The sequence below is a fragment of the Pseudomonas arsenicoxydans genome, assembly GCF_900103875.1.
Lineage (GTDB): Bacteria > Pseudomonadota > Gammaproteobacteria > Pseudomonadales > Pseudomonadaceae > Aquipseudomonas > Aquipseudomonas arsenicoxydans.
On the sequence record NZ_LT629705.1, the window covers coordinates 3,440,374 to 3,464,957 of the forward strand.

At 56.2% G+C, this 24,584-nt stretch carries 27 protein-coding genes and 1 tRNA gene; 20 read left to right on the top strand and 8 right to left on the bottom strand.

Features of this window, described 5'->3' with window-relative positions; translation table 11 throughout:
- Positions 1 to 71 precede the first annotated feature (71 nt).
- Both BLQ41_RS16065 and BLQ41_RS16070 read right to left on the bottom strand, forming a co-directional pair.
- Entirely contained in the window at positions 72 to 284 is a 213-nt protein-coding gene (locus BLQ41_RS16065; protein WP_003179963.1) for a cold-shock protein, read from the bottom strand.
- 292 nt (positions 285 to 576) lie between these two features.
- The gene (locus tag BLQ41_RS16070; protein ID WP_090182365.1) at positions 577 to 879 is read right to left on the bottom strand and encodes a hypothetical protein; all 303 of its coding nucleotides are present in this window, start codon (positions 877 to 879) and stop codon (positions 577 to 579) included.
- A 374-nt stretch (positions 880 to 1,253) separates the two neighbouring features.
- Here BLQ41_RS16070 and thrS point away from each other — a divergent pair, with 374 nt between their 5' ends.
- The 18 genes from thrS (at position 1,254) to BLQ41_RS16160 (ending at position 17,674) form a co-directional block, all read left to right on the top strand.
- The gene (thrS, locus tag BLQ41_RS16075) at positions 1,254 to 3,176 is read left to right on the top strand and encodes a threonine--tRNA ligase (protein WP_090182366.1); all 1,923 of its coding nucleotides are present in this window, start codon (positions 1,254 to 1,256) and stop codon (positions 3,174 to 3,176) included.
- The gene (infC, locus tag BLQ41_RS16080; RefSeq protein WP_169857083.1) at positions 3,176 to 3,727 is read left to right on the top strand and encodes a translation initiation factor IF-3; all 552 of its coding nucleotides are present in this window, start codon (positions 3,176 to 3,178) and stop codon (positions 3,725 to 3,727) included. The genes thrS and infC overlap by 1 nt, the downstream gene beginning before the upstream one ends.
- Positions 3,728 to 3,787: 60 nt before the next feature.
- Entirely contained in the window at positions 3,788 to 3,982 is a 195-nt protein-coding gene (gene rpmI, locus BLQ41_RS16085; protein WP_008145659.1) for a 50S ribosomal protein L35, read from the top strand.
- A 27-nt stretch (positions 3,983 to 4,009) separates the two neighbouring features.
- A complete protein-coding gene (rplT, locus tag BLQ41_RS16090; RefSeq protein ID WP_007905879.1) occupies positions 4,010 to 4,366 on the top strand; it encodes a 50S ribosomal protein L20 in 357 nt (118 codons plus the stop codon).
- A gap of 109 nt (positions 4,367 to 4,475) precedes the next feature.
- Positions 4,476 to 5,492, top strand: a complete 1,017-nt coding sequence (gene pheS, locus BLQ41_RS16095; RefSeq protein WP_007905876.1) for a phenylalanine--tRNA ligase subunit alpha — start codon at positions 4,476 to 4,478, stop codon at positions 5,490 to 5,492.
- Positions 5,493 to 5,518: 26 nt separating this feature from the next.
- Positions 5,519 to 7,900, top strand: coding sequence for a phenylalanine--tRNA ligase subunit beta (gene pheT, locus BLQ41_RS16100; protein ID WP_090182368.1), 2,382 nt, complete (start codon positions 5,519 to 5,521; stop codon positions 7,898 to 7,900).
- Positions 7,901 to 7,903: 3 nt separating this feature from the next.
- Positions 7,904 to 8,206 carry an integration host factor subunit alpha gene (gene ihfA, locus BLQ41_RS16105; RefSeq protein ID WP_002553164.1) on the top strand — a complete coding sequence of 101 codons (303 nt, stop codon included), beginning with the start codon at positions 7,904 to 7,906 and terminating at the stop codon, positions 8,204 to 8,206.
- The gene (locus tag BLQ41_RS16110; RefSeq protein WP_003179985.1) at positions 8,187 to 8,543 is read left to right on the top strand and encodes a MerR family transcriptional regulator; all 357 of its coding nucleotides are present in this window, start codon (positions 8,187 to 8,189) and stop codon (positions 8,541 to 8,543) included. Before ihfA ends, BLQ41_RS16110 begins: the two co-directional genes overlap by 20 nt.
- A gap of 89 nt (positions 8,544 to 8,632) precedes the next feature.
- Positions 8,633 to 8,709, top strand: a tRNA-Pro gene (locus BLQ41_RS16115).
- Positions 8,710 to 9,890: 1,181 nt separating this feature from the next.
- Positions 9,891 to 12,407: an arylsulfatase gene (locus BLQ41_RS16125; protein ID WP_090182372.1), complete on the top strand. Its 2,517-nt coding sequence runs from the start codon at positions 9,891 to 9,893 to the stop codon at positions 12,405 to 12,407.
- A 109-nt stretch (positions 12,408 to 12,516) separates the two neighbouring features.
- Positions 12,517 to 13,632 (top strand): formylglycine-generating enzyme family protein, encoded by a 1,116-nt coding sequence (locus BLQ41_RS16130; protein WP_090182373.1) that lies wholly within the window; start codon positions 12,517 to 12,519, stop codon positions 13,630 to 13,632.
- A gap of 166 nt (positions 13,633 to 13,798) precedes the next feature.
- Complete coding sequence (locus BLQ41_RS30890) at positions 13,799 to 13,945, top strand: hypothetical protein (protein ID WP_231997027.1); 147 nt, start codon at positions 13,799 to 13,801, stop codon at positions 13,943 to 13,945.
- 22 nt (positions 13,946 to 13,967) lie between these two features.
- Positions 13,968 to 14,111 (top strand): hypothetical protein, encoded by a 144-nt coding sequence (locus BLQ41_RS30895; protein WP_231997028.1) that lies wholly within the window; start codon positions 13,968 to 13,970, stop codon positions 14,109 to 14,111.
- Between the two features lie 237 nt (positions 14,112 to 14,348).
- The gene (locus BLQ41_RS16140) at positions 14,349 to 15,617 is read left to right on the top strand and encodes an OmpP1/FadL family transporter (RefSeq protein WP_090182375.1); all 1,269 of its coding nucleotides are present in this window, start codon (positions 14,349 to 14,351) and stop codon (positions 15,615 to 15,617) included.
- Between the two features lie 47 nt (positions 15,618 to 15,664).
- Positions 15,665 to 16,342 (top strand): DUF3313 domain-containing protein, encoded by a 678-nt coding sequence (locus BLQ41_RS16145; protein ID WP_090182377.1) that lies wholly within the window; start codon positions 15,665 to 15,667, stop codon positions 16,340 to 16,342.
- 64 nt (positions 16,343 to 16,406) lie between these two features.
- Complete coding sequence (locus tag BLQ41_RS16150) at positions 16,407 to 16,835, top strand: hypothetical protein (protein WP_090182378.1); 429 nt, start codon at positions 16,407 to 16,409, stop codon at positions 16,833 to 16,835.
- A gap of 14 nt (positions 16,836 to 16,849) precedes the next feature.
- Positions 16,850 to 17,308 (top strand): glycine zipper 2TM domain-containing protein, encoded by a 459-nt coding sequence (locus BLQ41_RS16155; protein WP_090182380.1) that lies wholly within the window; start codon positions 16,850 to 16,852, stop codon positions 17,306 to 17,308.
- 147 nt (positions 17,309 to 17,455) lie between these two features.
- On the top strand, positions 17,456 to 17,674 hold the full coding sequence (locus BLQ41_RS16160; RefSeq protein WP_231997029.1) for a hypothetical protein: 219 nt from the start codon (positions 17,456 to 17,458) through the stop codon (positions 17,672 to 17,674).
- A 430-nt stretch (positions 17,675 to 18,104) separates the two neighbouring features.
- On the opposite strand, the gene BLQ41_RS16165 is transcribed toward BLQ41_RS16160, so the two are convergent.
- The 5 genes from BLQ41_RS16165 to BLQ41_RS16185 form a co-directional block, all read right to left on the bottom strand.
- Entirely contained in the window at positions 18,105 to 18,581 is a 477-nt protein-coding gene (locus tag BLQ41_RS16165) for a hemerythrin domain-containing protein (RefSeq protein WP_090182382.1), read from the bottom strand.
- A 345-nt stretch (positions 18,582 to 18,926) separates the two neighbouring features.
- Positions 18,927 to 19,361, bottom strand: a complete 435-nt coding sequence (locus tag BLQ41_RS16170) for a glycine zipper domain-containing protein (RefSeq protein ID WP_090182384.1) — start codon at positions 19,359 to 19,361, stop codon at positions 18,927 to 18,929.
- A 280-nt stretch (positions 19,362 to 19,641) separates the two neighbouring features.
- Positions 19,642 to 19,869 (bottom strand): hypothetical protein, encoded by a 228-nt coding sequence (locus BLQ41_RS16175; protein ID WP_090182386.1) that lies wholly within the window; start codon positions 19,867 to 19,869, stop codon positions 19,642 to 19,644.
- Positions 19,870 to 19,909: 40 nt separating this feature from the next.
- Complete coding sequence (locus BLQ41_RS16180; RefSeq protein ID WP_090182387.1) at positions 19,910 to 20,164, bottom strand: hypothetical protein; 255 nt, start codon at positions 20,162 to 20,164, stop codon at positions 19,910 to 19,912.
- Between the two features lie 53 nt (positions 20,165 to 20,217).
- Positions 20,218 to 21,380 (bottom strand): IS3 family transposase gene (locus BLQ41_RS16185; protein WP_090175779.1). Its coding sequence is split into 2 segments (ribosomal slippage): positions 20,218 to 21,125 and positions 21,125 to 21,380, totalling 1,164 coding nucleotides; the frame shifts between segments, so codons are not numbered across the junction.
- Positions 21,381 to 21,969: 589 nt separating this feature from the next.
- Between BLQ41_RS16185 and BLQ41_RS16195 the strand changes: the two genes are divergently transcribed.
- Together BLQ41_RS16195 and BLQ41_RS16200 are read left to right on the top strand one after the other, a co-directional pair.
- Positions 21,970 to 22,554: a DUF1983 domain-containing protein gene (locus BLQ41_RS16195; RefSeq protein WP_231997030.1), complete on the top strand. Its 585-nt coding sequence runs from the start codon at positions 21,970 to 21,972 to the stop codon at positions 22,552 to 22,554.
- A gap of 472 nt (positions 22,555 to 23,026) precedes the next feature.
- Positions 23,027 to 23,857, top strand: coding sequence for a MinD/ParA family protein (locus BLQ41_RS16200; protein ID WP_090188598.1), 831 nt, complete (start codon positions 23,027 to 23,029; stop codon positions 23,855 to 23,857).
- Positions 23,858 to 23,929: 72 nt separating this feature from the next.
- Here BLQ41_RS16200 and BLQ41_RS16205 read toward each other — a convergent pair whose 3' ends face one another.
- The gene (locus tag BLQ41_RS16205; protein WP_090182391.1) at positions 23,930 to 24,139 is read right to left on the bottom strand and encodes a hypothetical protein; all 210 of its coding nucleotides are present in this window, start codon (positions 24,137 to 24,139) and stop codon (positions 23,930 to 23,932) included.
- Between the last annotated feature and the right edge of the window lie 445 nt (positions 24,140 to 24,584).

Consider the following 24,584-nt stretch of genomic DNA (forward strand, 5'->3'; position numbering starts at 1 on the left):
CGGCTCAGGCTTTTGTATTGCCCATAAAAAACCCCGTCACATGGACGGGGTTTTTTTAGTGCGCCAGAAACTTACTCTGGGCGAACTTGTGCAGCTTGCATACCCTTTTGGCCTTTCTCAGCCACGAAGGAAACGGTTTGGCCTTCTTTCAGGCTTTTGAAACCGTCGCTTTCGATAGCTTTGAAGTGTACGAACAGGTCGTCACCGCCACCTTGAGGAGTGATGAAGCCGAAGCCTTTTTCATCGTTGAACCATTTAACGGTGCCGGTTTGGCGATTAGACATGGTGTATCTCCAAGAAACTTATATTTTCAGTAGTGCTGTGCTGCTCAGGCCAACTGGGCACACGGGACTATCATAGTCGAAATGTTCGATTTGGGAGCCCCCCGGACATGCTGTTTGCCCTACAGTCGCGTTCTATTTGCTGCTTTGTTTCGCTGAAAGCCCCGAATTAGAAGGCTTTCAGCCGAAAGTAAAGACAATAAAAAAACCTGTAAAACCTGCATAAATTGTAAAAAAAAGCGGTTTTCAGAAGCTTTTTACTGTCGTAGGCGGGGTGAAAATCCCGTCGTCAGGCTTATTTTTTTTCTTTGGAATCGGCTTTGCACGCGGAAATTTGCGTCAGCGCCTTTTGCTTCAGGGCGTCGTTGGCCGTGTTGTCCATCAGGGCCTGGAGGTCCTTGGCTGGATACGATTTGATGGCGTCGGCACCACAAGCGCAGTGGGCCTTGGCAGCTGCATCACCGATCTGCTTCGCCGCTGCCGGTGTACATTGCTCCATGTACTTTGCACGCAGGTCTTTAGGCCATTCGGCATGGGCGGTCAGTGGTAGCAGCAGAACGAAGGGGGCGACTACGGCGAACAAACGATTCAGACGCATGCTTGGATGCTCCTTGTGGGTCAATGTCTTGTTTATCTGAGGGGTAAAGCAGGGTTCAAGTTCAGCACTCTGGCATAAAAATAGCGGATTGACCTCGGTTGCGAGCCTCGTTGCATCGACGACCGTTCATCTGTGCTAGCATGCCTCGCTCGGGCGTTTGCAGGCTCCGGATGACTTTGAGTCCCGTGGCGGCAACTGCGCGAATAACCCTGATTTGAATCCCAGTCACTCTGGTTCGGTTTTCCGGTTGGCCGCAAGGCTCCTGCCGCTGTAAGGCAGGCGTTCGTCATTGAATGGCCTGGATCGGATCTTGTACTGGCTCATCCCAACCCACGTGACCTTTGGTAGGGGTCACCACTAGGAGAGGAGGCGCCATGCCAACTATTACTCTTCCCGACGGCAGTCAACGTTCATTCGATCACCCGGTTTCCGTAGCCGAGGTCGCCGCATCCATTGGTGCAGGCCTGGCCAAGGCCACAGTGGCCGGCAAGGTCAATGGCAAGCTGGTCGACGCCAGCGACATCATCGACAGCGATTCCACGCTGCAAATCATTACGCCAAAGGATGAAGAGGGGCTGGAGATCATTCGCCACTCTTGCGCTCACCTGGTCGGCCACGCGGTCAAGCAGCTGTACCCGACCGCTAAAATGGTCATCGGGCCGGTCATCGACGAAGGCTTCTATTACGACATCGCCTTCGAGCGTCCCTTCACTCCGGACGACCTGGCTGCCATCGAACAGCGCATGCAGCAGCTGATCGAAAAAGATTACGACGTGATCAAGAAAGTCACTCCGCGCGCCGAAGTGATCGAAGTGTTCAAGGCCCGTGGCGAAGACTACAAGTTGCGCCTGGTCGAGGACATGCCGAACGAGCAGACGATGGGCCTGTACTATCACGAAGAATACGTCGACATGTGCCGTGGTCCGCACGTGCCGAATACGCGTTTCCTGAAATCCTTCAAGCTGACCAAGTTGTCCGGCGCCTACTGGCGCGGCGATGCCAAGAACGAGCAATTGCAGCGCGTTTACGGCACCGCTTGGGCTGACAAGAAGCAGCTGGCGGCTTACATCCAGCGCATTGAAGAAGCCGAGAAGCGCGATCACCGCAAGATCGGCAAGCGTCTGGGCCTGTTCCACACCCAGGAAGAGTCGCCGGGCATGGTGTTCTGGCACCCGAACGGCTGGACCCTGTACCAGGTGCTCGAGCAATACATGCGCAAGGTTCAGCGCGATAACGGCTACCTGGAGATCAAGACTCCGCAGGTCGTTGACCGCAGCCTGTGGGAGAAATCCGGGCACTGGGCCAACTACGCCGACAACATGTTTACCACTCAGTCGGAAAACCGCGACTACGCCATCAAGCCGATGAACTGCCCGTGCCATGTGCAAGTGTTCAATCAGGGCCTGAAAAGCTACCGTGAGTTGCCGATGCGTCTGGCCGAATTCGGTGCTTGCCACCGTAACGAGCCATCGGGTGCGTTGCACGGCATCATGCGCGTGCGTGCATTCACTCAGGATGACGCCCACATCTTCTGCACTGAAGAGCAGATGCAGGCCGAGTCCGCTGCGTTCATCAAGCTGACCATGGACGTTTATGCCGACTTCGGCTTTAAAGAAGTCGAAATGAAGTTGTCCACTCGTCCGGAAAAACGCGTCGGTTCCGACGAGCTGTGGGATCGCGCCGAAGCTGCATTGGCTGCAGCCCTCGACAGCGCGGGCCTGCCGTACGATTTGCAGCCGGGCGAGGGTGCATTCTACGGTCCGAAGATCGAGTTCTCGCTGAAAGATTGCCTGGGTCGTGTCTGGCAGTGTGGTACCCTTCAGCTCGATTTTAACCTGCCTGTCCGTCTGGGAGCCGAATACGTCTCCGAAGACAACAGTCGCAAGCACCCGGTTATGTTGCACCGGGCGATCCTCGGATCCTTCGAACGTTTCGTCGGAATCCTGATCGAGCACTACGAGGGAGCATTCCCCGCGTGGCTGGCTCCGACCCAGGCAGTGATCATGAATATCACTGATAAACAGGCCGATTTTGCCGCCGAGGTTGAAAAAACTCTCAACGAAAGCGGATTTCGTGCCAAGTCTGACTTGAGAAATGAAAAGATCGGCTTTAAAATCCGCGAGCATACTTTGCTCAAGGTTCCTTATCTCTTGGTTATCGGAGATCGGGAGGTCGAGATGCAGACTGTCGCTGTGCGTACTCGTGAAGGTGCTGACCTGGGCTCGATGCCCGTCGCCCAGTTCGCTGAGTTTCTCGCGCAAGCGGTTTCCCGGCGTGGTCGCCCAGATTCGGAGTAATTACTATTAAGCGTGAAATGAGACAAGATAAACGAGCTGCACCGAAAGCCCCGATCAACGAGAATATCTCGGCACGCGAGGTTCGGTTAATTGGGGCTGAAGGTGAACAGCTTGGGATTGTGTCAATTGAAGACGCGCTTCTTAAGGCTGAAGAGGCCAAACTGGATTTGGTGGAAATTTCCGCCGATGCAGTACCCCCTGTTTGCAAACTGATGGACTACGGCAAATCGATCTTCGAGAAGAAGAAGCAGATTGCCGCGGCCAAGAAAAACCAGAAGCAGATTCAGGTTAAAGAAATCAAGTTTCGTCCAGGGACGGAGGAAGGGGATTACCAGGTAAAACTGCGCAACCTGGTACGTTTCCTGAGTGATGGGGACAGGGCCAAGGTATCCTTGCGATTCCGCGGCCGTGAGATGGCCCACCAGGAGCTGGGGATGGAACTCCTCAAGCGAGTTGAAGGTGACTTGCTCGAGTACGGTTCGGTCGAACAGCATCCTAAGATGGAAGGACGCCAGCTGATCATGGTCATCGCCCCGAAAAAGAAGAAGTAATCAATAGGGCACGGCAGGCCTTCTGATTATGTTTATCAACTGAATGCGGAGTATCCGAACATGCCAAAAATGAAAACTAAAAGTGGTGCTGCTAAGCGGTTTCTGAAAACTGCTAACGGTATCAAGCACAAGCACGCTTTCAAGAGCCACATCCTGACTAAAATGTCGACCAAGCGTAAGCGTCAACTGCGCGGTAGCAGCTTGCTGGCACCGTGTGACGTGGCAAAAGTCGAGCGCATGCTGCGCCTTCGTTAATTTAGTCAAGAATAGAGGAAGTAACTCATGGCTCGTGTAAAGCGTGGCGTCATTGCCCGTAAACGTCACAAAAAAATTCTGAAACTTGCTAAAGGCTACTACGGCGCTCGCTCGCGCGTATTCCGTGTTGCCAAGCAAGCGGTAATCAAGGCAGGCCAATACGCCTACCGTGACCGTCGTCAGAAAAAACGTCAGTTCCGCGCTCTGTGGATCGCTCGTATCAACGCTGGTGCACGTATCAACGGTCTGTCCTACAGCCGTTTCATCGCCGGCCTGAAAAAAGCGTCCATCGAGATCGACCGTAAGGTTCTGGCTGATCTGGCAGTGAACGAAAAAGCGGCGTTTGCTGCGATTGTCGAGAAAGCTAAAGCCACCTTGGCTTAAGTACCCCCGACAGTCACCCGGCTTCACCTCTGTGGGGCCAGGTGTTAAACGTCATAAATAGGGGAAGAGCCTTCAAGCTCTTCCCCTATTTTGTATCTGGAGTCTGTACATGGAAAACCTGGATGCGCTCGTCTCTCAAGCACTAGAGGCTGTGCAAAGCGCTGAAGATATCAATGCCCTGGAGCAAATCCGGGTTCACTACCTTGGCAAAAAGGGTGAATTGACTCAGGTGATGAAGACCCTGGGGAATTTGCCGGCAGAAGAGCGCCCACAAGTCGGTGCGCTGATCAACGTTGCCAAGGAGCGTGTCACAGAGGTTCTCAATGCCCGCAAGGCACTGTTTGAAGAGGCTGATCTGGCCGCCAAACTGTCTGCCGAGTCTATTGACGTGACCCTGCCTGGCCGCGGTCAGACCTCCGGTGGTCTGCACCCGGTTACTCGCACTCTGGAACGAATCGAGCAATTCTTCACCCACATTGGCTACGGCATCGCCGAAGGCCCAGAGGTCGAAGACGATTACCACAACTTTGAAGCGCTCAACATCCCAGGCCATCACCCGGCCCGGTCGATGCATGACACCTTCTATTTCAATGCCAACATGTTGCTGCGCACCCATACCTCACCGGTACAGGTCCGCACCATGGAATCGAAACAGCCGCCGATCCGCATCGTCTGCCCAGGCCGTGTGTACCGTAGCGACTCCGATATCACCCACTCCCCGATGTTCCACCAGGTCGAAGGCCTGCTGGTCGACCGCGATATCAACTTCGCCGACCTGAAAGGGACCATCGAAGAATTCCTGCGCGTGTTCTTCGAAAAAGAACTGGCCGTGCGTTTCCGCCCATCGTATTTCCCGTTCACCGAGCCATCCGCTGAAGTCGACATGGAGTGCGTGATGTGCAGCGGCAAAGGCTGCCGTGTCTGCAAACAGACTGGCTGGCTGGAAGTAATGGGTTGCGGCATGGTTCACCCGAACGTGTTGCGCATGTCCGGGATCGACCCGGAAGAGTTTTCGGGCTTTGCCTTCGGCATGGGCGTTGAGCGTCTGGCCATGCTGCGTTACGGCGTGAACGACTTGCGTCTGTTCTTCGACAACGACTTGCGGTTCCTCGCGCAATTTCGCTAGTCGTAAAGAATTCTTAGGAGAGCAGGATGAAATTCAGTGAACAATGGCTGCGTGGCTGGGTAAGCCCGCAGGTAAGTCGAGACGAGCTGGTTGCGCGTCTGTCGATGGCCGGTCTTGAGGTCGATAGCGTTACGCCGGCCGCCGGCGAATTCACCGGTGTGGTGGTGGGCGAGGTGCTGAGCACCGAGCAGCACCCGGACGCCGACAAGTTGCGTGTTTGCCAGGTCAGCAATGGCGTGGAGACGTTCCAGGTCGTTTGCGGTGCGCCCAACGTGCGCCCGGGCCTGAAGATTCCGTTCGCCATGATTGGCGCCGAACTGCCAGGCGACTTCAAGATCAAGAAAGCCAAGCTGCGTGGCGTTGAATCCAACGGCATGCTGTGCTCGCAAGCCGAGCTGCAAGTCGGCGAAGGCAACGATGGTCTGATGGAATTGCCGGCCGATGCGCCGGTCGGTCAGGACATTCGTGAATACTTGGGCCTGGACGACGCCAGCATCGAGGTCGACCTGACTCCGAACCGCGGTGACTGCCTGTCCCTGGCCGGTCTGGCCCGTGAAGTCGGTGCGCTGTATGCCGCTGAAGTCACCCGTCCGGTGGTGGCTGTCGTGCCGGCCGTGCATGACGAAGTACGTTCTATCGAAGTGCTGGCGCCAGCCGCTTGCCCGCGTTATCTGGGTCGCGTGATCCGTAACGTCGACCTGTCCAAGCCTACGCCGCTGTGGATGGTCGAGCGTCTTCGTCGTGGCGATGTGCGTAGCATCGACGCGGCTGTCGACATCACCAACTATGTGATGCTTGAGCTGGGTCAGCCGTTGCACGCCTTCGATCTCGCCGAAATCAATGGCGGCATCCGCGTGCGCATGGCCGAAGAAGGCGAGAAGCTGGTGCTGCTCGACGGTCAGGAAGTCAGCCTGCGTAGCGATACGCTGGTCATTGCCGACCACACCCGCGCCCTGGCGATTGCCGGCGTCATGGGCGGCGAGCACAGCGGTGTCAACACCGCGACCACTCGCGATATTTTCCTGGAAAGCGCGTTCTTCGATCAGATTGCTGTCGCTGGCAAGGCCCGTTCCTACGGCCTGCACACCGATGCTTCGCACCGCTACGAGCGTGGCGTGGACTGGCAGCTGGCCCGTGAAGCCATGGAGCGCGCCACAGGCCTGCTGCTGGAAATCACTGGTGGTGAAGCCGGACCGATCATCGAGACCGTCAGCGAACAGCATTTGCCGAAGATTGCTCCAGTCACCTTGCGTGCGCAGCGCATCACTCAGATGCTGGGCATGGAGATGGAGTCGGCCGAAGTCGAGCGTCTGCTCAGCGGCCTGGGTCTGAATATTTCCGCCGACGGGGCAGGGCAGTGGCGCGTTGAAGTGCCAAGCCATCGCTTCGACATCAGCCTGGAAGTCGATCTGATCGAAGAGCTGGCACGCCTGTACGGTTACAACCGTCTGCCGGTTCGTTATCCACAAGCCCGTCTGGCGCCGCAAGCCAAGGCTGAAGCGCGTAGCGACCTGCCTGAGCTGCGTCGTCTGCTGGTCGCCCGTGGTTATCAGGAAGCGATCACCTACAGCTTCATCGATCCGAAACAATTCGAGCTGTTTAATCCAGGTGTTGAGCCGCTTCTGCTGGCCAACCCGATTTCCAACGACATGGCTGCCATGCGTTCGTCCTTGTGGCCGGGTCTGGTCAAGGCGCTTCAGCACAACCTGAACCGTCAACAGGATCGCGTCCGCTTGTTCGAAAGTGGCCTGCGCTTCGTGGGGCAGCTGGAAGGCCTGAAGCAAGAGCCAATGCTGGCCGGTGTTGTGTGCGGTAGCCGTCTGCCGGAAGGTTGGGCGCAGGGTCGCGATGTCGTGGACTTCTTCGACATCAAGGCTGACGTGGAAGCGGTACTTGGCTTTGCCGGTGCGCTGGATTCGTTCACATTCGTGCCGGGCAAACACCCAGCGCTGCACCCGGGTCAAACCGCGCGCATCGAACGTGAAGGTCGCCTGGTCGGTTTCGTCGGCGCTATCCACCCTGAATTGTCGAAAACCCTCGGTCTCGACCGTCCGGTCTTCGTTTTCGAGCTGGTCCTGGCCGAAGTGGCGTTGGGGAAAATGCCGAAATTCAGCGAGTTGTCGCGCTTTCCTGAAGTGCGTCGTGACTTGGCACTCATTGCGGCCACGGACGTCGCGGCCAGTGCTGTACTGGATGTAATCCGTGAAAATGCAGGCGAATGGCTCACGGACCTCAGGCTATTTGACGTGTATCAGGGTAAAGGCATTGATCCTGATAGAAAAAGCCTTGCAGTCGGCTTGACCTGGCAGCATCCATCGCGCACTCTTAATGACGATGAGGTGAATACCGCGACGCAAAACATCCTCACCTCGCTCGAACAAAGGTTGAACGCCACGTTAAGGAAGTGACGTATGGGGGCTCTGACGAAAGCTGAGATGGCGGAACGTCTGTATGAGGAGTTGGGCCTGAATAAACGGGAGGCCAAGGAATTGGTCGAACTGTTTTTTGAAGAAATCAGGCACGCTCTTGAAGACAACGAACAAGTCAAATTGTCCGGTTTCGGCAATTTCGACCTTCGGGACAAACGCCAGCGGCCTGGCCGCAATCCGAAAACGGGTGAAGAAATCCCGATCACGGCTCGCCGTGTGGTCACCTTTCGTCCAGGGCAGAAGTTGAAGGCCCGAGTTGAGGCTTATGCTGGAACCAAGTCATAACGACGAGCTACCCGTCATCCCAGGCAAACGCTACTTCACCATTGGTGAAGTTAGCGAGCTGTGCGCAGTAAAACCGCACGTGCTGCGCTATTGGGAGCAGGAGTTTCCTCAACTCAACCCCGTCAAACGCCGCGGAAACCGCCGGTATTATCAGCGACAAGACGTGCTGATGATCCGGCAGATCCGCGCGCTCCTATACGATCAAGGTTTCACCATCGGCGGCGCTCGCTTGCGTCTGTCCGGCGATGAAGCCAAAGACGACACCACTCAGTACAAACAAATGATTCGGCAGATGATCGCTGAATTGGAAGATGTGCTGGTTGTACTCAAGAAATAATTTCCTGCGTTTGAATACTTCCAGTTTTCAAACGCTTGCGATATATTCTTGAGCGTTCTTCGAGAAGAAGGACGAGTTACACGCCTAGTCGGGGCGTAGCGCAGTCCGGTAGCGCACTAGCATGGGGTGCTAGGGGTCGAGTGTTCGAATCACTCCGTCCCGACCATATAATTCAAGGGGTTGCGAGATTTTATCTCGCGACCCTTTTTTATTTTTGATCGTTTTTACCCCTACAAAACGACTGGCTTTGGGTGGAATCCTCACCTCTTTCGGAGGAGATGGGCGCAAGATTTCTGGGTGCCAATGTCCCCCCGCAGTAATTTCGGCGATGGAGGGCAGGGATGGACCTAGTTGACGGCTCGTCAGGCAGTTTTCAGCTTTTGCTGTGGGGGTAGCTGATGGCGACTACTTGCCTCGCTCGCTCTGAAAGACCTCCTGAGCTGTTGACGCCGACGTCGAATTGACCTAGTTGCTGAGATGTCACTGACCCAGTGTGACTCCTCACAAACCATTGCCTGTTCTAGATTGGCGTCTATTTGAGGTGGGTCAGTCATGCATCGGCAACTGGGGAGTTTTCAATCGGCGGCAACAGCCTCAGGTTTTTTAATAGGGCCTTGTGATCGTTTATCTGGTTGCTCGCCAAGTTCACGTTAACAGACTGATCATCCTGCTTTTTGGAGAAGCTCTACTCAAAGCCTCCCCGGGAGGGTTTGAGTCCTGAAAGAATTGCAAGGCGAAGGGCTGTCGGAAGACATGCAGGTTCTGTGGCTTGCCGCGAGTGCCCTTGACGCTCTCGCGAGGAATGAACCCGGACTGCTGGTCAAGATCGACATTTCCATTCGACCAAAAGCAACTCATAGTTCGGCACAAGGTGCCCACGACTTCATGCGGCTGGAATCCGTGTGGTCAAGGAGAAGGGCATTGTCCAAGGAGGCGCAGTGAGAGCTGGCCACAAAATGGGGGACCAGTTGGGGGACTTGGAGTAGTAAAAAAGGCAAAGCCCTGAATAATCAGGGCTTTGCCGTATAAAGATGGCGGAGGCGATGGTAGGCGCTAAATGATTCAGAGACGCCTTTTAGTATGTCAGTAGCGCATCATGTAATTGCTCAAAATCGTCCACAGAGTGAGCATTGCTGGTTTCACTCGCCCTTCCTGGCTCAACCTGCCTGAAGGATTTCCGGAGTTGGCGAGCATCTGAGCGCACTACCGTCCGTCGAATGGGGGCCAGCCCGCATTAGCGGCCCGGATTCCACGACTACGCTTCAAGGCTAGTGCTGTATCTACCTACGCCCCGCAGTTCTGAGCGTGCCCATCGAACTCAAGCAGTTCCAAATGGAGCTAAGAGCTATGCGCCCCATCGAGTTGATCGCTTTCCTTCCCGTTGCGATTGTCGGCGCCTTCCTGGCATCGGCACCCGTGCATGCCGAGCAAGTTACCGGCACGCTGGGTTCACCCAGTGCCACCATCAGTATCAGCGGTGCGCAACTGCCACCCCCCGATCCGAAATTCGGCGGAGTCATTCAAGACGACGCCCTGCAGTCCAAACCCTGGTGGGCGCCGCGCGTGGTTCCGCCGAAAGGGGCGCCCAACGTCCTGCTGATCATCACCGACGACGCCGGCTTCGGCGTGCCCAGCACTTTCGGTGGCGTCATTCCTACGCCGACGATGGATCGCATCGCCCAGCAAGGGCTACGCTACAACCGGGTCTTCTCCACAGCGCTGTGCTCGCCGACTCGAGCCGCGCTGATCACCGGGCGCAATCACCACTCGGCGGGCTTCGGTGTGATCTCGGAGCAGTCGACCGGCTTCCCGGGCTACAACAGCGTCATCGACCGGGACAAGGTGACGATCGGGCGCATCCTGCTCGACAACGGCTACTCCACCTCCTGGTTCGGCAAGGACCACAACACGCCAGTCTTCGCTGCCAGCCAGGCCGGGCCATTCGATCAATGGCCAACCGGCATGGGCTTTGAGTACTTTTACGGCTTCGTCGGTGGCGATTCCAATCAATGGGAGCCAAACCTGTTTCGCAATACGACCCAGATCTATCCGTTCCTTGGCCATTCGCCCGGCACTTGGAACCTGGTCACGGCCATGGCCGATGACGCAATCGACTGGATGACGCGTATCCATCAGATCGACCCCAACAAGCCGTTTTTCATCAAATACGCGCCCGGCGCCACGCACGCGCCGCACCACCCCACCAAGGAGTGGGTGGACAAGATCAGCCAGATGAAGCTCTTTGACGAGGGTTGGGGCAAGGTGCGCGAGCGCATCTTCGAAAACCAGAAGCGCCTGGGGGTTGTCCCGAAAGATGCCCAGTTGCCACCGTGGCCGAAAGAGGTGCTGAAGGAGTGGGATCAACTGACGGCTGAAGAGCAGAAGCTCTATATCCGTCAGGTCGAGGTCTTCGCCGCCTACGCCGCCTATAGCGACAGCGAGATCGGCCGCGTCGTGCAGGCGGTCGAGGACCTGGGCAAGCTCGACAATACGTTGATCATCTATATCAACGGCGACAACGGCACCAGTGCCGAGGGCGGACCACTCGGCACCCCCAACGAAGTCGCCTTTTTCAACGGCGTCAGTGTGCCGGTCGCGGAACAGATGAAGTTCTACGACGTGTGGGGCACCGATAAAACCTACAACCACATGTCGGCCGGTTGGTCCTGGACCTTTGACACACCATTTTCCTGGTTCAAGCAAAACGCCTCGCAGCTCGGCGGCATCAATCAAAATATGGTGGTGGCGTGGCCGGCGCGGATCAAGGACAAGGGCGGCCTGCGCGAGCAGTTCGTGCATGTCATCGATGTGGTGCCGACGATCCTTGAAGCGGCCGGCATCCGTGCGCCCGACACGGTGGATGGCATCGCGCAGAAACCGATCGAAGGGACCAGCTTTGCCTACACCTTTGATGCGAAGAATGCCCAGGCGCCGTCGCAGCACACGACGCAGTACTTCGAAATGATGGGCCAGTGGGCCCTGTACCAGGACGGCTGGTTTCTGAGCACGAAAGTCAATCGTGCGCCGTGGGAAGCCTTCGGCCCGGCCAATCCGGATCCGCTGAACAACCAAGAGCTTGAGCTCTTCAACCTTAAAACCGACTTCAACCAGACCGATAACCTCGCCGCTAAGAACCCGGAAAAGGTCAAGGCAATGAAGCAGGCATTCATTGCCGAGGCCAAGAAGTACCAGGTTTTACCGCTGGACGCTTCGGTGGCTGCTCGCATCATTGCGCCACGCCCCAACATCACCGCCGGGCGCACAGAGTTCGTCTATAAGAGGCCGATGACCGGATTGCCGCAGGGCGACTCGCCTCTGTTGCTAAACACCTCCTACACGATCACCGCCGACATTGAAGTGCCGCAGGGGGGGGGCGAAGGCATGATCCTTACCTCTGGCGGGCGGTTCGCCGGGTATGGTTTCTACCTGCTTAAGGGTAAGCCCGTGTTTTTGTGGAACCTGATTGATCTGCAACGCCTGAAGTGGGAAGGCCCTGAGGCGTTACCGCCGGGCCGGCACACGCTGGAGTTTGACTTCAAGTACGACGGGGTTGGTGTCGGCACACTCGAGTTCAACGACTTCAGCGGCCTCGCCCAGCCCGGTACTGGCACGCTCAAGGTGGACGACACAGTGGTCGCCACCCAGCGCATGGAGCGCACGCTGCCGATGATCCTGCAGTGGGACGAGTCGTTCGACATAGGCTCCGACACGTTGACCGGCGTGAACGATGCGGATTACCAACCGCCGTTCCCACTGACGGCCAAACTGAACCAGCTGACGATCAAGGTCGATCGCCCGCAGTTGTCACCCGAGGACATCAAGAAGCTGCAGGCGGCAATGGAGGCGAAAGCAAAACAAGATTGAGCCTGCCTCGGGTGTGGGGAGCGCAGACGGTGCCTGTCTGGGCATGGATGTCGCCCGTGGTCAAAGGGATAGTAATGGTCACAACCTGCAGAAACCAAGGGGCGCGCGAATGCTTATCAGGAAACGGCGGTTGGGCATCGCTTTAGTCGCAGTCGGAATAGCGTCTGCCGGCTTGGCTTTTGCTGTGTATCAGGACATTCGCGGGCCATTGCCTTTGACACTCGGTGATGGGGGAAATGGCCCCCAGGGAATGGTGTGGCTGCCTGCGGGTGAGTTTATGATGGGCAGCGATCATAAGCAGGCGCGACCCAACGAGGGGCCGGCGCACAAGGTGCGACTCGATGGCTATTGGATCGACCGCTACGACGTCACCAATGCCGATTTCGCCCGTTTCATTGCCGAAACGCATTACGTCACCACCGCCGAACGCAAACCCAAATGGGAAGATCTGAAGGTGCAGCTACCGCCGGGTACTTCGGAGCCGGAAGACAGTGTGATGGTACCTGGGGCATTGGTTTTCGTGGGCACCGACAGGCCAGTCCCTCTGAATGATTTCAGTCAGTGGTGGGCATTTGTCCCTGGGGCTGACTGGCGCCATCCGTTGGGCCCCGGCAGTTCGATTGAAGGCAAGGAAACCCATCCAGTCGTTCAGGTCTCACTTGAAGATGCACAGGCATATGCAACGTGGGCACATAAGCGTCTGCTGACTGAAGCTGAATGGGAGTACGCCGCGAGAGGCGGACTGGAACAAGCGACTTATGCGTGGGGGAATGACTTCACACCCAATGGAGAAAAAATGGCCAACACCTGGAATGAGGTACAACCGTTTCCCGTGACCGGGTCCAGCAATAGATTCAAAATCGGCACCAAACCGGTAGGCAGTTACAGGCCTAACGCCTACGGGCTATACGACATGTCCGGGAACGTTTGGCAGTGGGTCGCCGATTGGTACCGTGCTGATGCGTTTAAAGTTGGACTCAAACTGAATTCGATAGGCGAAGTATTGTTTAACCCGGTGGGTCCATCCGAGAGCTATGACCCAGAACTCGGAGTGACGGCCAACGCACCACAGCGAGTGATTCGAGGTGGTTCTTTTCTTTGTAGCGACAGCTACTGTACGAGCTTTCGAGCCAGTGCCAGGCAGGGTGCGGACCCTATGAATTCCATGTCCCATCTCGGGTTTCGCTTAGCGATGAGCAATGATCATTGGGAAAAGAACCGCTGAATAAATACGTAGGCGGGTGCCATTCTTTACCGACAAGATTCGACGTAGCTGCGTGTAAAAAAGATGTTTTCACCGATCAATGCATAGACCGTCAGGCTGGGCGACTTTTTCAACACAATCGGTAATTCTCTGACGTTCGTCACCACGGAATGTGCGGATCAAGTCTATGAGCAAGTCGGTTATCAGAAAGAAAGTGCCGGCGTGCGCAACAGAGCTATGGCTCGAATACTTGGGCATTACCCTCGATGGCAGAAAAGTCGCGGATCAACACTTCATCTTCAATCTCAAGAAGCCCGATAACGGCGACCCTTGACCGTGCTGATCTGGAAGGCGTGATGGCCCGCAAAGCCGGATTTGATCAACTCGTCGCCGCCGGTAAAGCCACCTTCAAAGGCAACCGCAAACCGTTCGAAGTGTTAATGGCGGCGGTCACCCCGTTTACCCCGACCGTTGAACTATTGCCAGACACCAATCAGTAATCAACAAGGGCAGCGCTTCATCCTGCCCCGGGGTGAAGCGCTTTGGGGTTCTACTTCAGTCCTGAATAAGCAATAACGAGCGTGGATGGCGCTATTCATGAGTTGTTCCTTCCAATATCGAGAATATGAACTATCACTTATGTGTGACCCAACCAGGCCGGTTACACGTAATTCAGATTTCTCGACGTTCGTTAATTCAACCTTATCCGAAAATGTACACTTGCCGGGATCTAATCCATGCAAACCAGAACAGGTGCACTGCCTGCCTTTACGCTACTTGCCTTGTGCAGCCAGCAAGCACACGCCGGCGGCCTCATGCTCTACGAAATCGGCACCGATAACGCCGGCCTGGCCAACGCCGGTGCCGCCGCCCGGGCCCAGGGCCCTTCTACTATCGCCAGCAATCCGGCGGGCCTGAGTTACCTGCCGGGAACACAGATCACCGCGGGCTTGCAGGTGCTTTACGGCAACCTCAAATTCGATCGCGACGAAGACACCAACGTGCCTGGTAGCGGCAGTGGCAACGCCCTCGACCCGATTCCCGGCGGCAGCTTTTTCATCAGCCATGAACTGGACGACCACTGGAGCGTCGGCTTCGGCCAATACGCCGATTTCGGCCTGGCGGTCAATTACGACAACGACTGGTCCGGGCGCTACTTCGCACAGAACGCCAGCCTCGGTGGATTGTCGTTGGTGCCGAGCGTGGCTTACCGCTTTAACGAGCAATGGTCGGTGGGCCTCGGCGTCAAGGCCATGTACGGCATGCTGCAAGCCCAGACCGCGATTGACCGCTCGCCGTTCGGCTTTACCGACCGCACGGACGGCCAATTCAAGTACAAGGACCAGGATTGGGGCTTCGGTGCGAATGTCGGCGTCATCTACGCGCCGCAAGCCGGCACGCGCATCGGCCTGACCTACACCAGCCAGGTCGATCTGGACTTCGAGGACCGGCTGGATGCGAATGGCGATGGCCGACTGCTCGAGCGCGTCAACAACACCAATACCGAACTCGACATGAAGGTGCCGCAAACCGTCACCCTGAGCCTGTTCCAGCAACTGGACCGGCAATGGGCCTTGCTCGCTTCGGTCAACTGGCAGGACTGGTCAAAGTTCGGCGACATCGCGGTGCAGGTCGACACCACGGCGCTCGGCGCCCGATCAACTACGGTCGACGCACATTTCAAGGACACCTGGCACCTGTCGCTCGGCGCGCAATACCAGGCTACCCCGCAATGGTTGTGGAACTTCGGCGTGGCTTACGACAGCAGCGCCGTGTCGGACCACAACCGCACCGTGACCGTACCGATGGCCGAGTCCTGGCGCCTTGCGACAGGAGCTACCTATGCGCTGAACAAGAACACCGACGTCAACCTCAGTTGGGCCATGATCTGGATTGGCGACATGCCGGTGGATCAGACCAAGACCGTTTCGGGCAATCGAATTTCTGGTCAGTTCGACAGCGCCTGGATTCAAGCCGTGGCCGGAAACATGACCTGGCGCTTTTGAGTGTCTTGCCACGCAAAAGCAACTTCATCCGAGGAGCACACAGCATCATGAATCTGTCCCGAAACCTGCTTGTCGGTGCCGCCGTTGCCGGGCTTCTGCTCGCTGGTTGCACCTCCAAAGTCACTGATCAGGCGCAATACTCCGGCTACCTGTCCAACTACGACAATCTTCAGGAAGTCACCACGCCCAGCGGCGGCACGGCGATGCGCTGGGTCAGCCCGTCGTGGAACCCCAATGCCTATGACACGGTAGCGTTCGAGCGACTGGAACTGTATCCGGCGCCCAAGCCCAATGAACGGGTCAACCAGCAGACACTCGATGACATCCGGAACTACATGAGCAACAGGGTCAAGGCGACGCTGGGGCAGAAATACCGGATGGTGCACCACACGAGTGCTGCGCCAAAAGGTTCGAAAACCTTGATCTTGCACGCCGCGATTACCGGCGTGAGCGCCTCCAACGAAGGCATGAAATGGTATGAAGTGGTGCCGGTCGCCGCTGTCGTCGGGGCAACCCAGGCGGCCACCGGTCACCGCGATCAGGACACCGAACTGTATATCGAGGCCGAGCTCGTCGACGCGAAAGACAACCAGACCGTGGTCAGGGTCGTGCGCAAGGTGTTCGGCAAGCAGCTGTCCAACGAAACCCAGAAAATCACCGCCCAGGACTTCAAGGCGGCGATCGACAAGTTGAACGTAGATCTTTGGGCATTCATCCGCAGTTGAACCCTGATTCAACCGCCAACCGACGTTGGCGATTGAATCGCTTCCCGGTAGAGGAATAGCTGACATGGCTTCCCATGCATTGCTTCGACTCACAAATATGCACAGACCTTTAATCGTCGCAGCGCTCATCGCCAGCGCGCTTGCGTTAAGCGCTTGCGCAACGGTGGATGCCCAGACGACCGCCTATGTCGGGGTCGAGCACCCTGCTCCGACCCTGCCCAGCGAAGTCCAGATATTACGCACGGAACCGACGCGACCCAGTGTGCGTTTGGGCGAAATCCTGATCGATGCCAGCGTTGACCCGGCACCGCCCATCACCCAAGTCGAACAGAAGCTGCGTGAAGAAGGCGCCAAACTGGGTGCAGACGCGGTCGTGGTGGTTTACGACCAGATCCAACCCGTCGCCGCTTACGTGACCGGTCCTCTGTGGAACCGCGACATCGATACGATCCAGGGCCGCAAGCTCAAAGGCATTGCCATCAAATACCAATGACGAGGTGCACAGCTATGAAAGCAATTCTGTCCTGGCTGACGGTCACGTTGGCGACTGTCTTGATCAGTGCCTGTTCCGCCGTGGGGTCGAACGAAGGCGGTGCCGGTGAAATGGAGATTCGCTCGGGCAAGATCGAGCAGATATCGCTGACGCAGATGCAGACCAATCACGACAGTGGCGTCGGCGCCGTACTCGGAGGCCTTGGCGGCCTCGGTATCGGCAGCCTGATCGGCAGTGGCACCGGGCGCGACGTCGCCATGGTCGCCGGTGCACTCGCCGGTGCGGTTGGCGGCAATTACGCAGAGAAGAAAAAGTATGACCAACCGGTAGCGGCGCAACAGGTCATCGTGAGGGTGAAAAGTGGCGTGCTGGTATCGATCACCCAACCGATCAATCCGGCCCTGAGCAAAGGCATGAACGTTTATATCGAAGGCTCGGGAAATAATGCCCGGGTGCTACCGCAGGGTGGGTAGTGGTTACGCCTGGACCGGTAAACCGCCCTTGATCAAGCAGCCCAAAGTATCAACCTGATCATTACAGGAAAAATGAATAAACTACCGTCGTGTATTATTACGCGACGCGCTAGATTAATTCAGAACTGGTAATGACCTGGGAAGACAGTGAAGCCTTGCGTAAAAAGCCTGGTGCTCGAACTACTGGTCGCTAAAAACGGCGTTCCCATGCAGGTCAGGGAAGCCATCGTCGCCTGCGAGCTATTCCGCATCAGTGAACACAACGTCCGGGCCACCTTGGCGCGCCTCACTATCGACGCGTTGCTGGAAGCTGTGGGCCGTGGAGGTTATCAGCTTGGACCACAGGCCGAGGACTGTTGTCGCTGATGCGGAATTGACCCTGCTGCCGGCGTAACGCTGGCCCAGCAGCAATCAGCTCATAGTCAGCACCGATAGTGCTTTACGAAGTAGAAACTGGGGGCAGCGAAATTTCGGTAGTTGGGGTCAATTTAGCATCAGCGACAACACTGGTAGAGGAGCCGGCTCCGTTCTGAGTAACATAGAAAAGCCCGCACTTGGCGGGCTGCTTTACCACACAGGGCGCTGATCCATCAGCTGATCTTAGTGTAGGCCAAGACCTGAAAGGATCAAGGCAGGGAAGGGCAGGCGAAAAAAAGCCCGCCAAGGGGAGCGGGCTGCAAAGAGTAAGGGGACGGAAATAATCGTAGATCAGCGAACGCGTCTCGCCAAGAGGGCGATACGAAAAAGCCCGGCGCTGGGCCGGGCTTCTACTACTGCTAGCAGTCGGAGTAAAGCATCAAGCCGCCATATGCGATGCGCTGAGGCTTTTCTTTAAGGAAGCCTTCATTACTTCCATTTCCCCACCCAATTCTTCCAGCTTTGCTTTGCCCAAGAGCTTCTGAGCCTGGGGAAACATTTCGGTTTCCTCTTCCTCAATGTGGTGCTCCAGCAATTCTTTTACAACTTTTACTCGGCCGGCGAATTCTGGCGTGGATGGATCAGTGCCTTTCAAATCCGGGAGGACGAGGGAGTCGACAGTTCGGTGCTCTTCCTTGGCCTCGTAATACATCTCGTCCTGCTCTTTGCCTCCAGCCTCCTTATAGGCTGGATAGAGGATTTGCTCCTCGAGCTGGGTATGGATGGTAATTTCCATTTCAAGCTTATCCAAGAGTTCAACGCGCTTTTTGGTCGCACGCTCCGTTGATTCGCTCAGTTGGCTCAAGATGCCTTTTACTTTTTCGTGGTCGGCTTTGAGAAGGTCAATGGCGTTCATTTTTGATTCCTCTTCTATCACGGATTGGTAGTGGCCGATCTGCGTCGGCGGTACACAGACTCGATGTAAACATCGCATCTTCTGTGCCAAAATCTTCCTATAAAAAAAGAACCTGAAATCAGTAAGTTAGCTCAATGATATTGAAATGCGCCCATGCACTCTGCACGAAATCTCGTCTTGACCATTGCAGATCACAGCGCGGAGAACGAAAAAGCCCGACGCTTGGTCGGGCATCTCAGAAGATGCGCCAAATCCCTTTGGCTGAATTCACTATGCAGGGCGGGTGTGACGATAGCGTGACAGGCGGGCTCGGACGTTAGATCCAAGTCCGGACAAAACAGCTACTCAATCGTGTTTATGTTTTTTGTGCCCGTGCTTGTACCCACGCTGCTTGCCGTGTGATTGATGGTTGTCATTGCCCCCATCATCGGCCAGGTTATTTCCGAGAGCTCCGCCGGCTGCACCACCAAGACCTGCGCCAATAGTTGACCCGGTAGATCCTCCCAGACTGTTACCAATTACCGAGCCGCCCGCCGAACCAATCCCGCCACCAATTGCCGCTTCGGTTCTTTTGCCTTTTTCAGCCGTTAAAGCCCCACCGGCAGCGCCACCGAGGCCAGCCCCAACCGCTGCTCCGGTGCTGCCGCCCATTTGCTGTCCAATAACATTTCCCAGCGCACCGCCGATGCCGCCACCAACTGCGGCAGTGCCATCGCCAGCAGCCATAGCACCTTGAGAAGCAAAAAAAACCAAAAGCAAAACGGGTAGTGTGAATCGCATATTTTGAACCCTGGAAAATGATGCAGTGCCCTGTGGCACGGCAGAAACTCGGTTTGGCCGAGCTGTTTTTATGAGCAGGTGCCGCCCTTATGGTGCGAACCCGTACCGTTCGTTGGATGCGTGCCCTTCGGGCAGGCCGAAGCAGAAACTGAAATGATTGAGAGAAGTACGGCGAGCCCAGTGATGGCGAGATTTCTCATATTGCCTCTGCGCTGCGGGATGCAGTAAGAGGCTATCGGCGAAGTGAGCAGGTTCTTAAACAAAAAGCCCGGCTGGCCAACTACTCAGCCTTCCCCCGCACAATCCGTCCATCCTTCACCTCATCCGCCAGCGCAGCCAGCCGATCTGAATCTTCGTACAGTTGCGCAATCAGCTTTAGGACGGCGGTCACCTCGACATCTTTGCAATCCTTGGTGATGGTAAGCACTTCGGTTGCGGCCTGCTCAAGGCTGCGCCGTAGCGCCTTGAGTTCGCGCCTCAGGTCTTGGGTTGGTTTGTTGAGTCCCATACGAACCTCCTACAACATCCCGCCGCACCAAACCCCGCACCTATACGGGGTTGTCTCGAATTATTTGCCCCGCCTTTACCTCTTCCGCATAACCACTGAGCTTTTCTTGCTGGACTAATAAAAGCGTACATATCTTCAGCAATGTCACTGCCTCATCCGGTGTTTTGGCATGTCCGGCGATGGCTTTGAGTTCAGCAGCTGACCAGCCGATTATGGCTGTTGTATCGTCAAGGTCGTAGTACAACTTCTGCTGGGCTGTTCTGGGGCCGTCGAGCCCTGTGATTAGATCCGCCATCTACTTCCCTACTCTGGGATAACTCCGTCGCTTCAAAGCAACAGGTGTAGTGGTCAACTAATCCCGGACACGACGTTAAGTTTTTCCTCGGCCCGCGCTGGCGCCAACCCATCGTTGAATTGGTGAGGCCGAATCCAGTTGTAGCGATGCATCAAAAAATGGCTGATATCGCGCTGTGCTTCCTGCGCAGTTCGATAGCCCACGGTCGGTATCCATTCTGTTTTCAAGCTGCGAAATACGCGCTCCATCGGTGCGTTATCCCAGCAGTTTCCTCGTCGACTCATGCTTTGGCGCATGCGGTATCGCCACAACCGCTGGCGAAAGAGTCGGCTTGCATATTGCGATCCCTGGTCTGAGTGGAATAGCAGATCCGAAGGCCTGCCACGCTGCTCGTAAGCCATATCCAGCGCTTTGATCACCAGCTCAGCGTCTGGCTTTTCCGACAGCGCCCAGCCCACGATCCGACGCGTACAAAGATCCAGGACGACAGCCAGGTAATGCCACTTTCCTTGTGCCCAAATGTAGGTGATATCGCCGCACCAGACTTGATTGGGCGCTGGCACGTCGAACTCGCGGTTCAATGTGTTCGGGATATCCAGTCTTTCTACTGTTGCTCGTTTGTAGGCATGGGAGCCGGGTTGTTTGCTGACTAAATCAAGCTCGCGCATCAAGCTACGCACTTTGAATCGACCGAGTTGCTCACCGTCTTCACGCATCAGTGACAGGATGCTGCGACTGCCCGCAGAGCTGCGACTTTGCGAGAACAGCTCACTGACGCGACTACGCAATCGAAGCCGTTCAACATCCGGCGTGCGGCGCCGCAGGCGCTGGGCGTAGTAACACGAGCGAGTGACGTCAAACACCTTGCACAGCCAATCAACCGGCTCATGGGCGCTCAACTGGTCAATCAGCGCGAACGCTCGTGATCTTCCGACATCAAGAGCGCAGTAGCCTTTTTTAGTATTGATTTCTCTCGCTCAAGCCGAGCAATCCGGGCTTCCAGCTCCTGAATTTTTTGCTGTTCCGGAGTCAGTGCCTTGCTCTGCGGGGTGACGCCTTTATGTTCTTTCTGAATCTGGTCAACCCAGCGGCGCAATGCCGATTCACCAATGCCGAGTGAACGGCTGGCTTCGATGTAGCTGTAGTTTTGTTTGAGCACAAGGTCGGCAGCCTCGCGCTTGAATTCAGGAGTAAAGGAGCGGCGTTGTTTGGTCATCTGACACCTCGATCTGGCGAGCATTCTCGCCTAAATGGGTGTCCGGTTTCATTAGACCACTACACAGGATAATTAGTAAGTCCTGGGCTGGAGCCGACATACATGCTGCTCGCTCCCGTCTGTAGCCAGATAATATTTACCTTCAGGCCCATCGCTATGACAGAAAAAAACGACTTGTGAGGAGTGCTCAGGCTATTCAGCCAGTCCACAACAGTCTCCGCTGACATACCCGTGGCTTCAGCCAGCATTTCGACTGCGGCTTCCTGAGAAATGCCTAGCTTTGTAATGGCTAGATTAAGCCGGACGGCCAACGCCTTCCTCGCGGATTCAATCAATTTGTTTCTCCAGTCTGAGGCGAAATATCTGGCCGGCTTTCACCTCTTCAGCATAACGTGCGAGCGTGGCCTTATCGGCCGGGCTCAATTGAACTGTCCGTTTTCCTCAGCATCTCAACGAATGGTGCAAGCCGAGGGCCAGCTAAGACGTTGGGGCGCCTATCCCCTATAAATACCCACTCACGACAATTGATGGCAAGGTCAATACGCAGGCGACTGAGCTGGATGGCGTCTACGCGCAGGTGAATCCAGCCTTGGCGGGTGACACTGCCGGACTGGCTGGCTCGGATCAAATGTTCGTGGGCGTGTGGTCAGAGCAATCGGCACGCATCGAGGACGGGGTCGCAACCGGGAAGCGGATCGACACTGTTCAGGTGGAGGTCAATCAGGCCGCCGCAGCCGTACAGACCACCAGTGAGGCTGTTGCAGCGCTGGACGGCAGGGCCTCGGCCATGTGGTCGGTGAAGATGGAGGTCACCGTTGGCGGGCAGTACGTCGCCGCTGGCATTGGTCTTGGCATTGAAAACACCGGCGCCGGATTGCAAAGCCAGTTTTTGGTGAGTGCCGACCGGTTCGCCATCGTCAATACCATCGCCGGCGGCGCGATCGCAGTTCCGTTTGCAGTTCAGGGCGGACCGGTGTTCATGAACTCCGCGTTTATCCAGGATGGAACGATTACAAACGCTGCGATCGGCAGCTACATCAGTTCCACGAATTACATCGCCGGTCAGCAGGGGTGGATTCTCAACAAGGACGGCAACCTGGCTGAAGTTGCTGACCAAGCCAGAGCTCGGGGAGTGACATGCGAGCAGGCCTACATTTCACTTGGTGAAAATTAGCGTGCTCTAAAAATACGTCCTGAGCCAAAAAGCAAAGCCCCGAAGGTTCGCGGCTTCAGGGCTTCTATTGTCGCCTCCATCCCTTAATGAATGGCGAACGTGGCGGCGAGAATACCAGCGATGCGCCGGTGATTCACTACTGCGATGGGTGGATTGTGTTCGGCCGGCAGGACGCCGGGGAGGGGGGTGAAAAGCTGTCTAAAACTACCGCGATCTATCTCGGTTTTATTGGGCCTAACTGTTGCGTTCTGGTGTTTAAGTTTTGGACAGTGGCAGGCTGAAACCATCGATCTACAAGGCTTGCGCCAATTCCAAGCCCATGCTACTGCATTACTGATATGTGATCTTGTGTGAGTTTTTGGTGGTCCCGTGATGGCTAGGGGTCGTGAATCTGCAGTTTTCGGCTACCCTTCCGTAAATGGAGTTAATTAGTAATTACTCGTACACGTTGCACATGGAAGGGATAAATAGCATGGAGGGTGTGCATTCTGTACAAGTTATCGCCGTGACTGGCGGAAAGGGCGGCGTCGGCAAGACGACTGTGGCTGTGAATCTGTCATTGGCGCTGGCGGAACTTGGAAGGCGAGTCGTTTTGCTGGATGGCGATCTTGGCTTGGCGAATATTGATGCCCTGTTGGGGCTTTCCCCGCAGTACACGCTTGCCGATTTAATCGAAGGTCACTGTGAGCTATCCGATGTACTGGTGCGGGGGCCGGGCGGGGTGCGAATCGTCCCCGCGGCTTCAGGTATCCAGAACATGGTGCGTTTATCTCCGGCTCAGTACGCAGGCCTGATCCAGGCCTTCAGTGAAATCGGTGACAGTATCGATGTGCTGGTGATCGACACCGCCGCGGGCATCGGCGATTCGGTGGTCAGCTTCGTCCGGGCAGCCCAGGAAGTGTTGCTGGTGGTCAGCGACGAGCCGACCTCGATCACCGATGCATACGCGTTGATCAAACTGCTTAGTCGTGATTGCGGCATGAACCGCTTCCGGGTATTGGCAAATATGACGCAGAGCCCGCTGGAGGGTCGAGCCCTGTTCGCTAAATTGACCAAGCTCACCGATAACTTCCTCGACGTTGCCCTGTGTTATGTGGGCGCGGTGCCTTACGACGAATGCATGCGCAAGGCTGTGCAGAAGCAGCGCGCCGTTTACGAAGCGTTTCCGCGTTCCAAGTGCACGCAAGCTTTTCAGAGCATCGCTCGAAAGATCGACGCTTTGCCCTTGCCGACCAGCCCCAGAGGGCATGTGGAGTTCTTCGTTGATCAGCTCGTTCTTAAGTCGAGCAGGCTCCTCCAGTAGTGGTGGGCTTGGCTCGTCGCTTCTGGCTTGCGAGTTGTGTTAACCGCCATCTCTTCTGCTTTAAGCGCCAAGTCATTCCGGCGTCATCATCACCGCGAGCGTCATCTTGATGAACTCTTCATTTTTATCGATGGTGTCCATGGCGCCGCGGACGTTATCGGCCACGTCGGCCGCACCGCGTTGCTCAACCCAGTTTGAAAGCTCCATGATGGCGGCTTCTAGGGCGAGCTGGTTTTCATTGATCTTGAATAGCAGGGACGGGAGTAGGTCTGAGTTTGGCATCGCGAAATCCTCCGTGGAGATTTCAGCGTAGCACCGGAGTGTCGGGGGGATGCCGGGTGGTTCAGAAAAAGCAAAGCCCCGAAGGTTCGCGGCCTTGGGGCTTCTATTTCCGCCTCCATCCCTTAATGTTTGGCGAACGTGGCGTGGAGATTACCAGCGATGTGCCAGCGAATCACTACTGCGATAGGTGGGTTGTGTTCGGTTGGCGGAACGCCGTAGGCGGGTAGTAGCATCAACCACTGAGGCGCGCTGTTGGGTTGGTTTATCGCAGGCAGAACGCCGTAGATGGCTGGGCCAACTCTTGGGCCAGTTTATCGGGGAATGGCGGAGTTCTGCGGGGAAAGGCTAGGGATTGGCCTTTGAATTCAAAGGCCAATCCCCCGGTGGAGCTCATGGAGACGTCATAATTAAATGTCGCGTCTCTCGTGATGAGTGCATGTGGCTG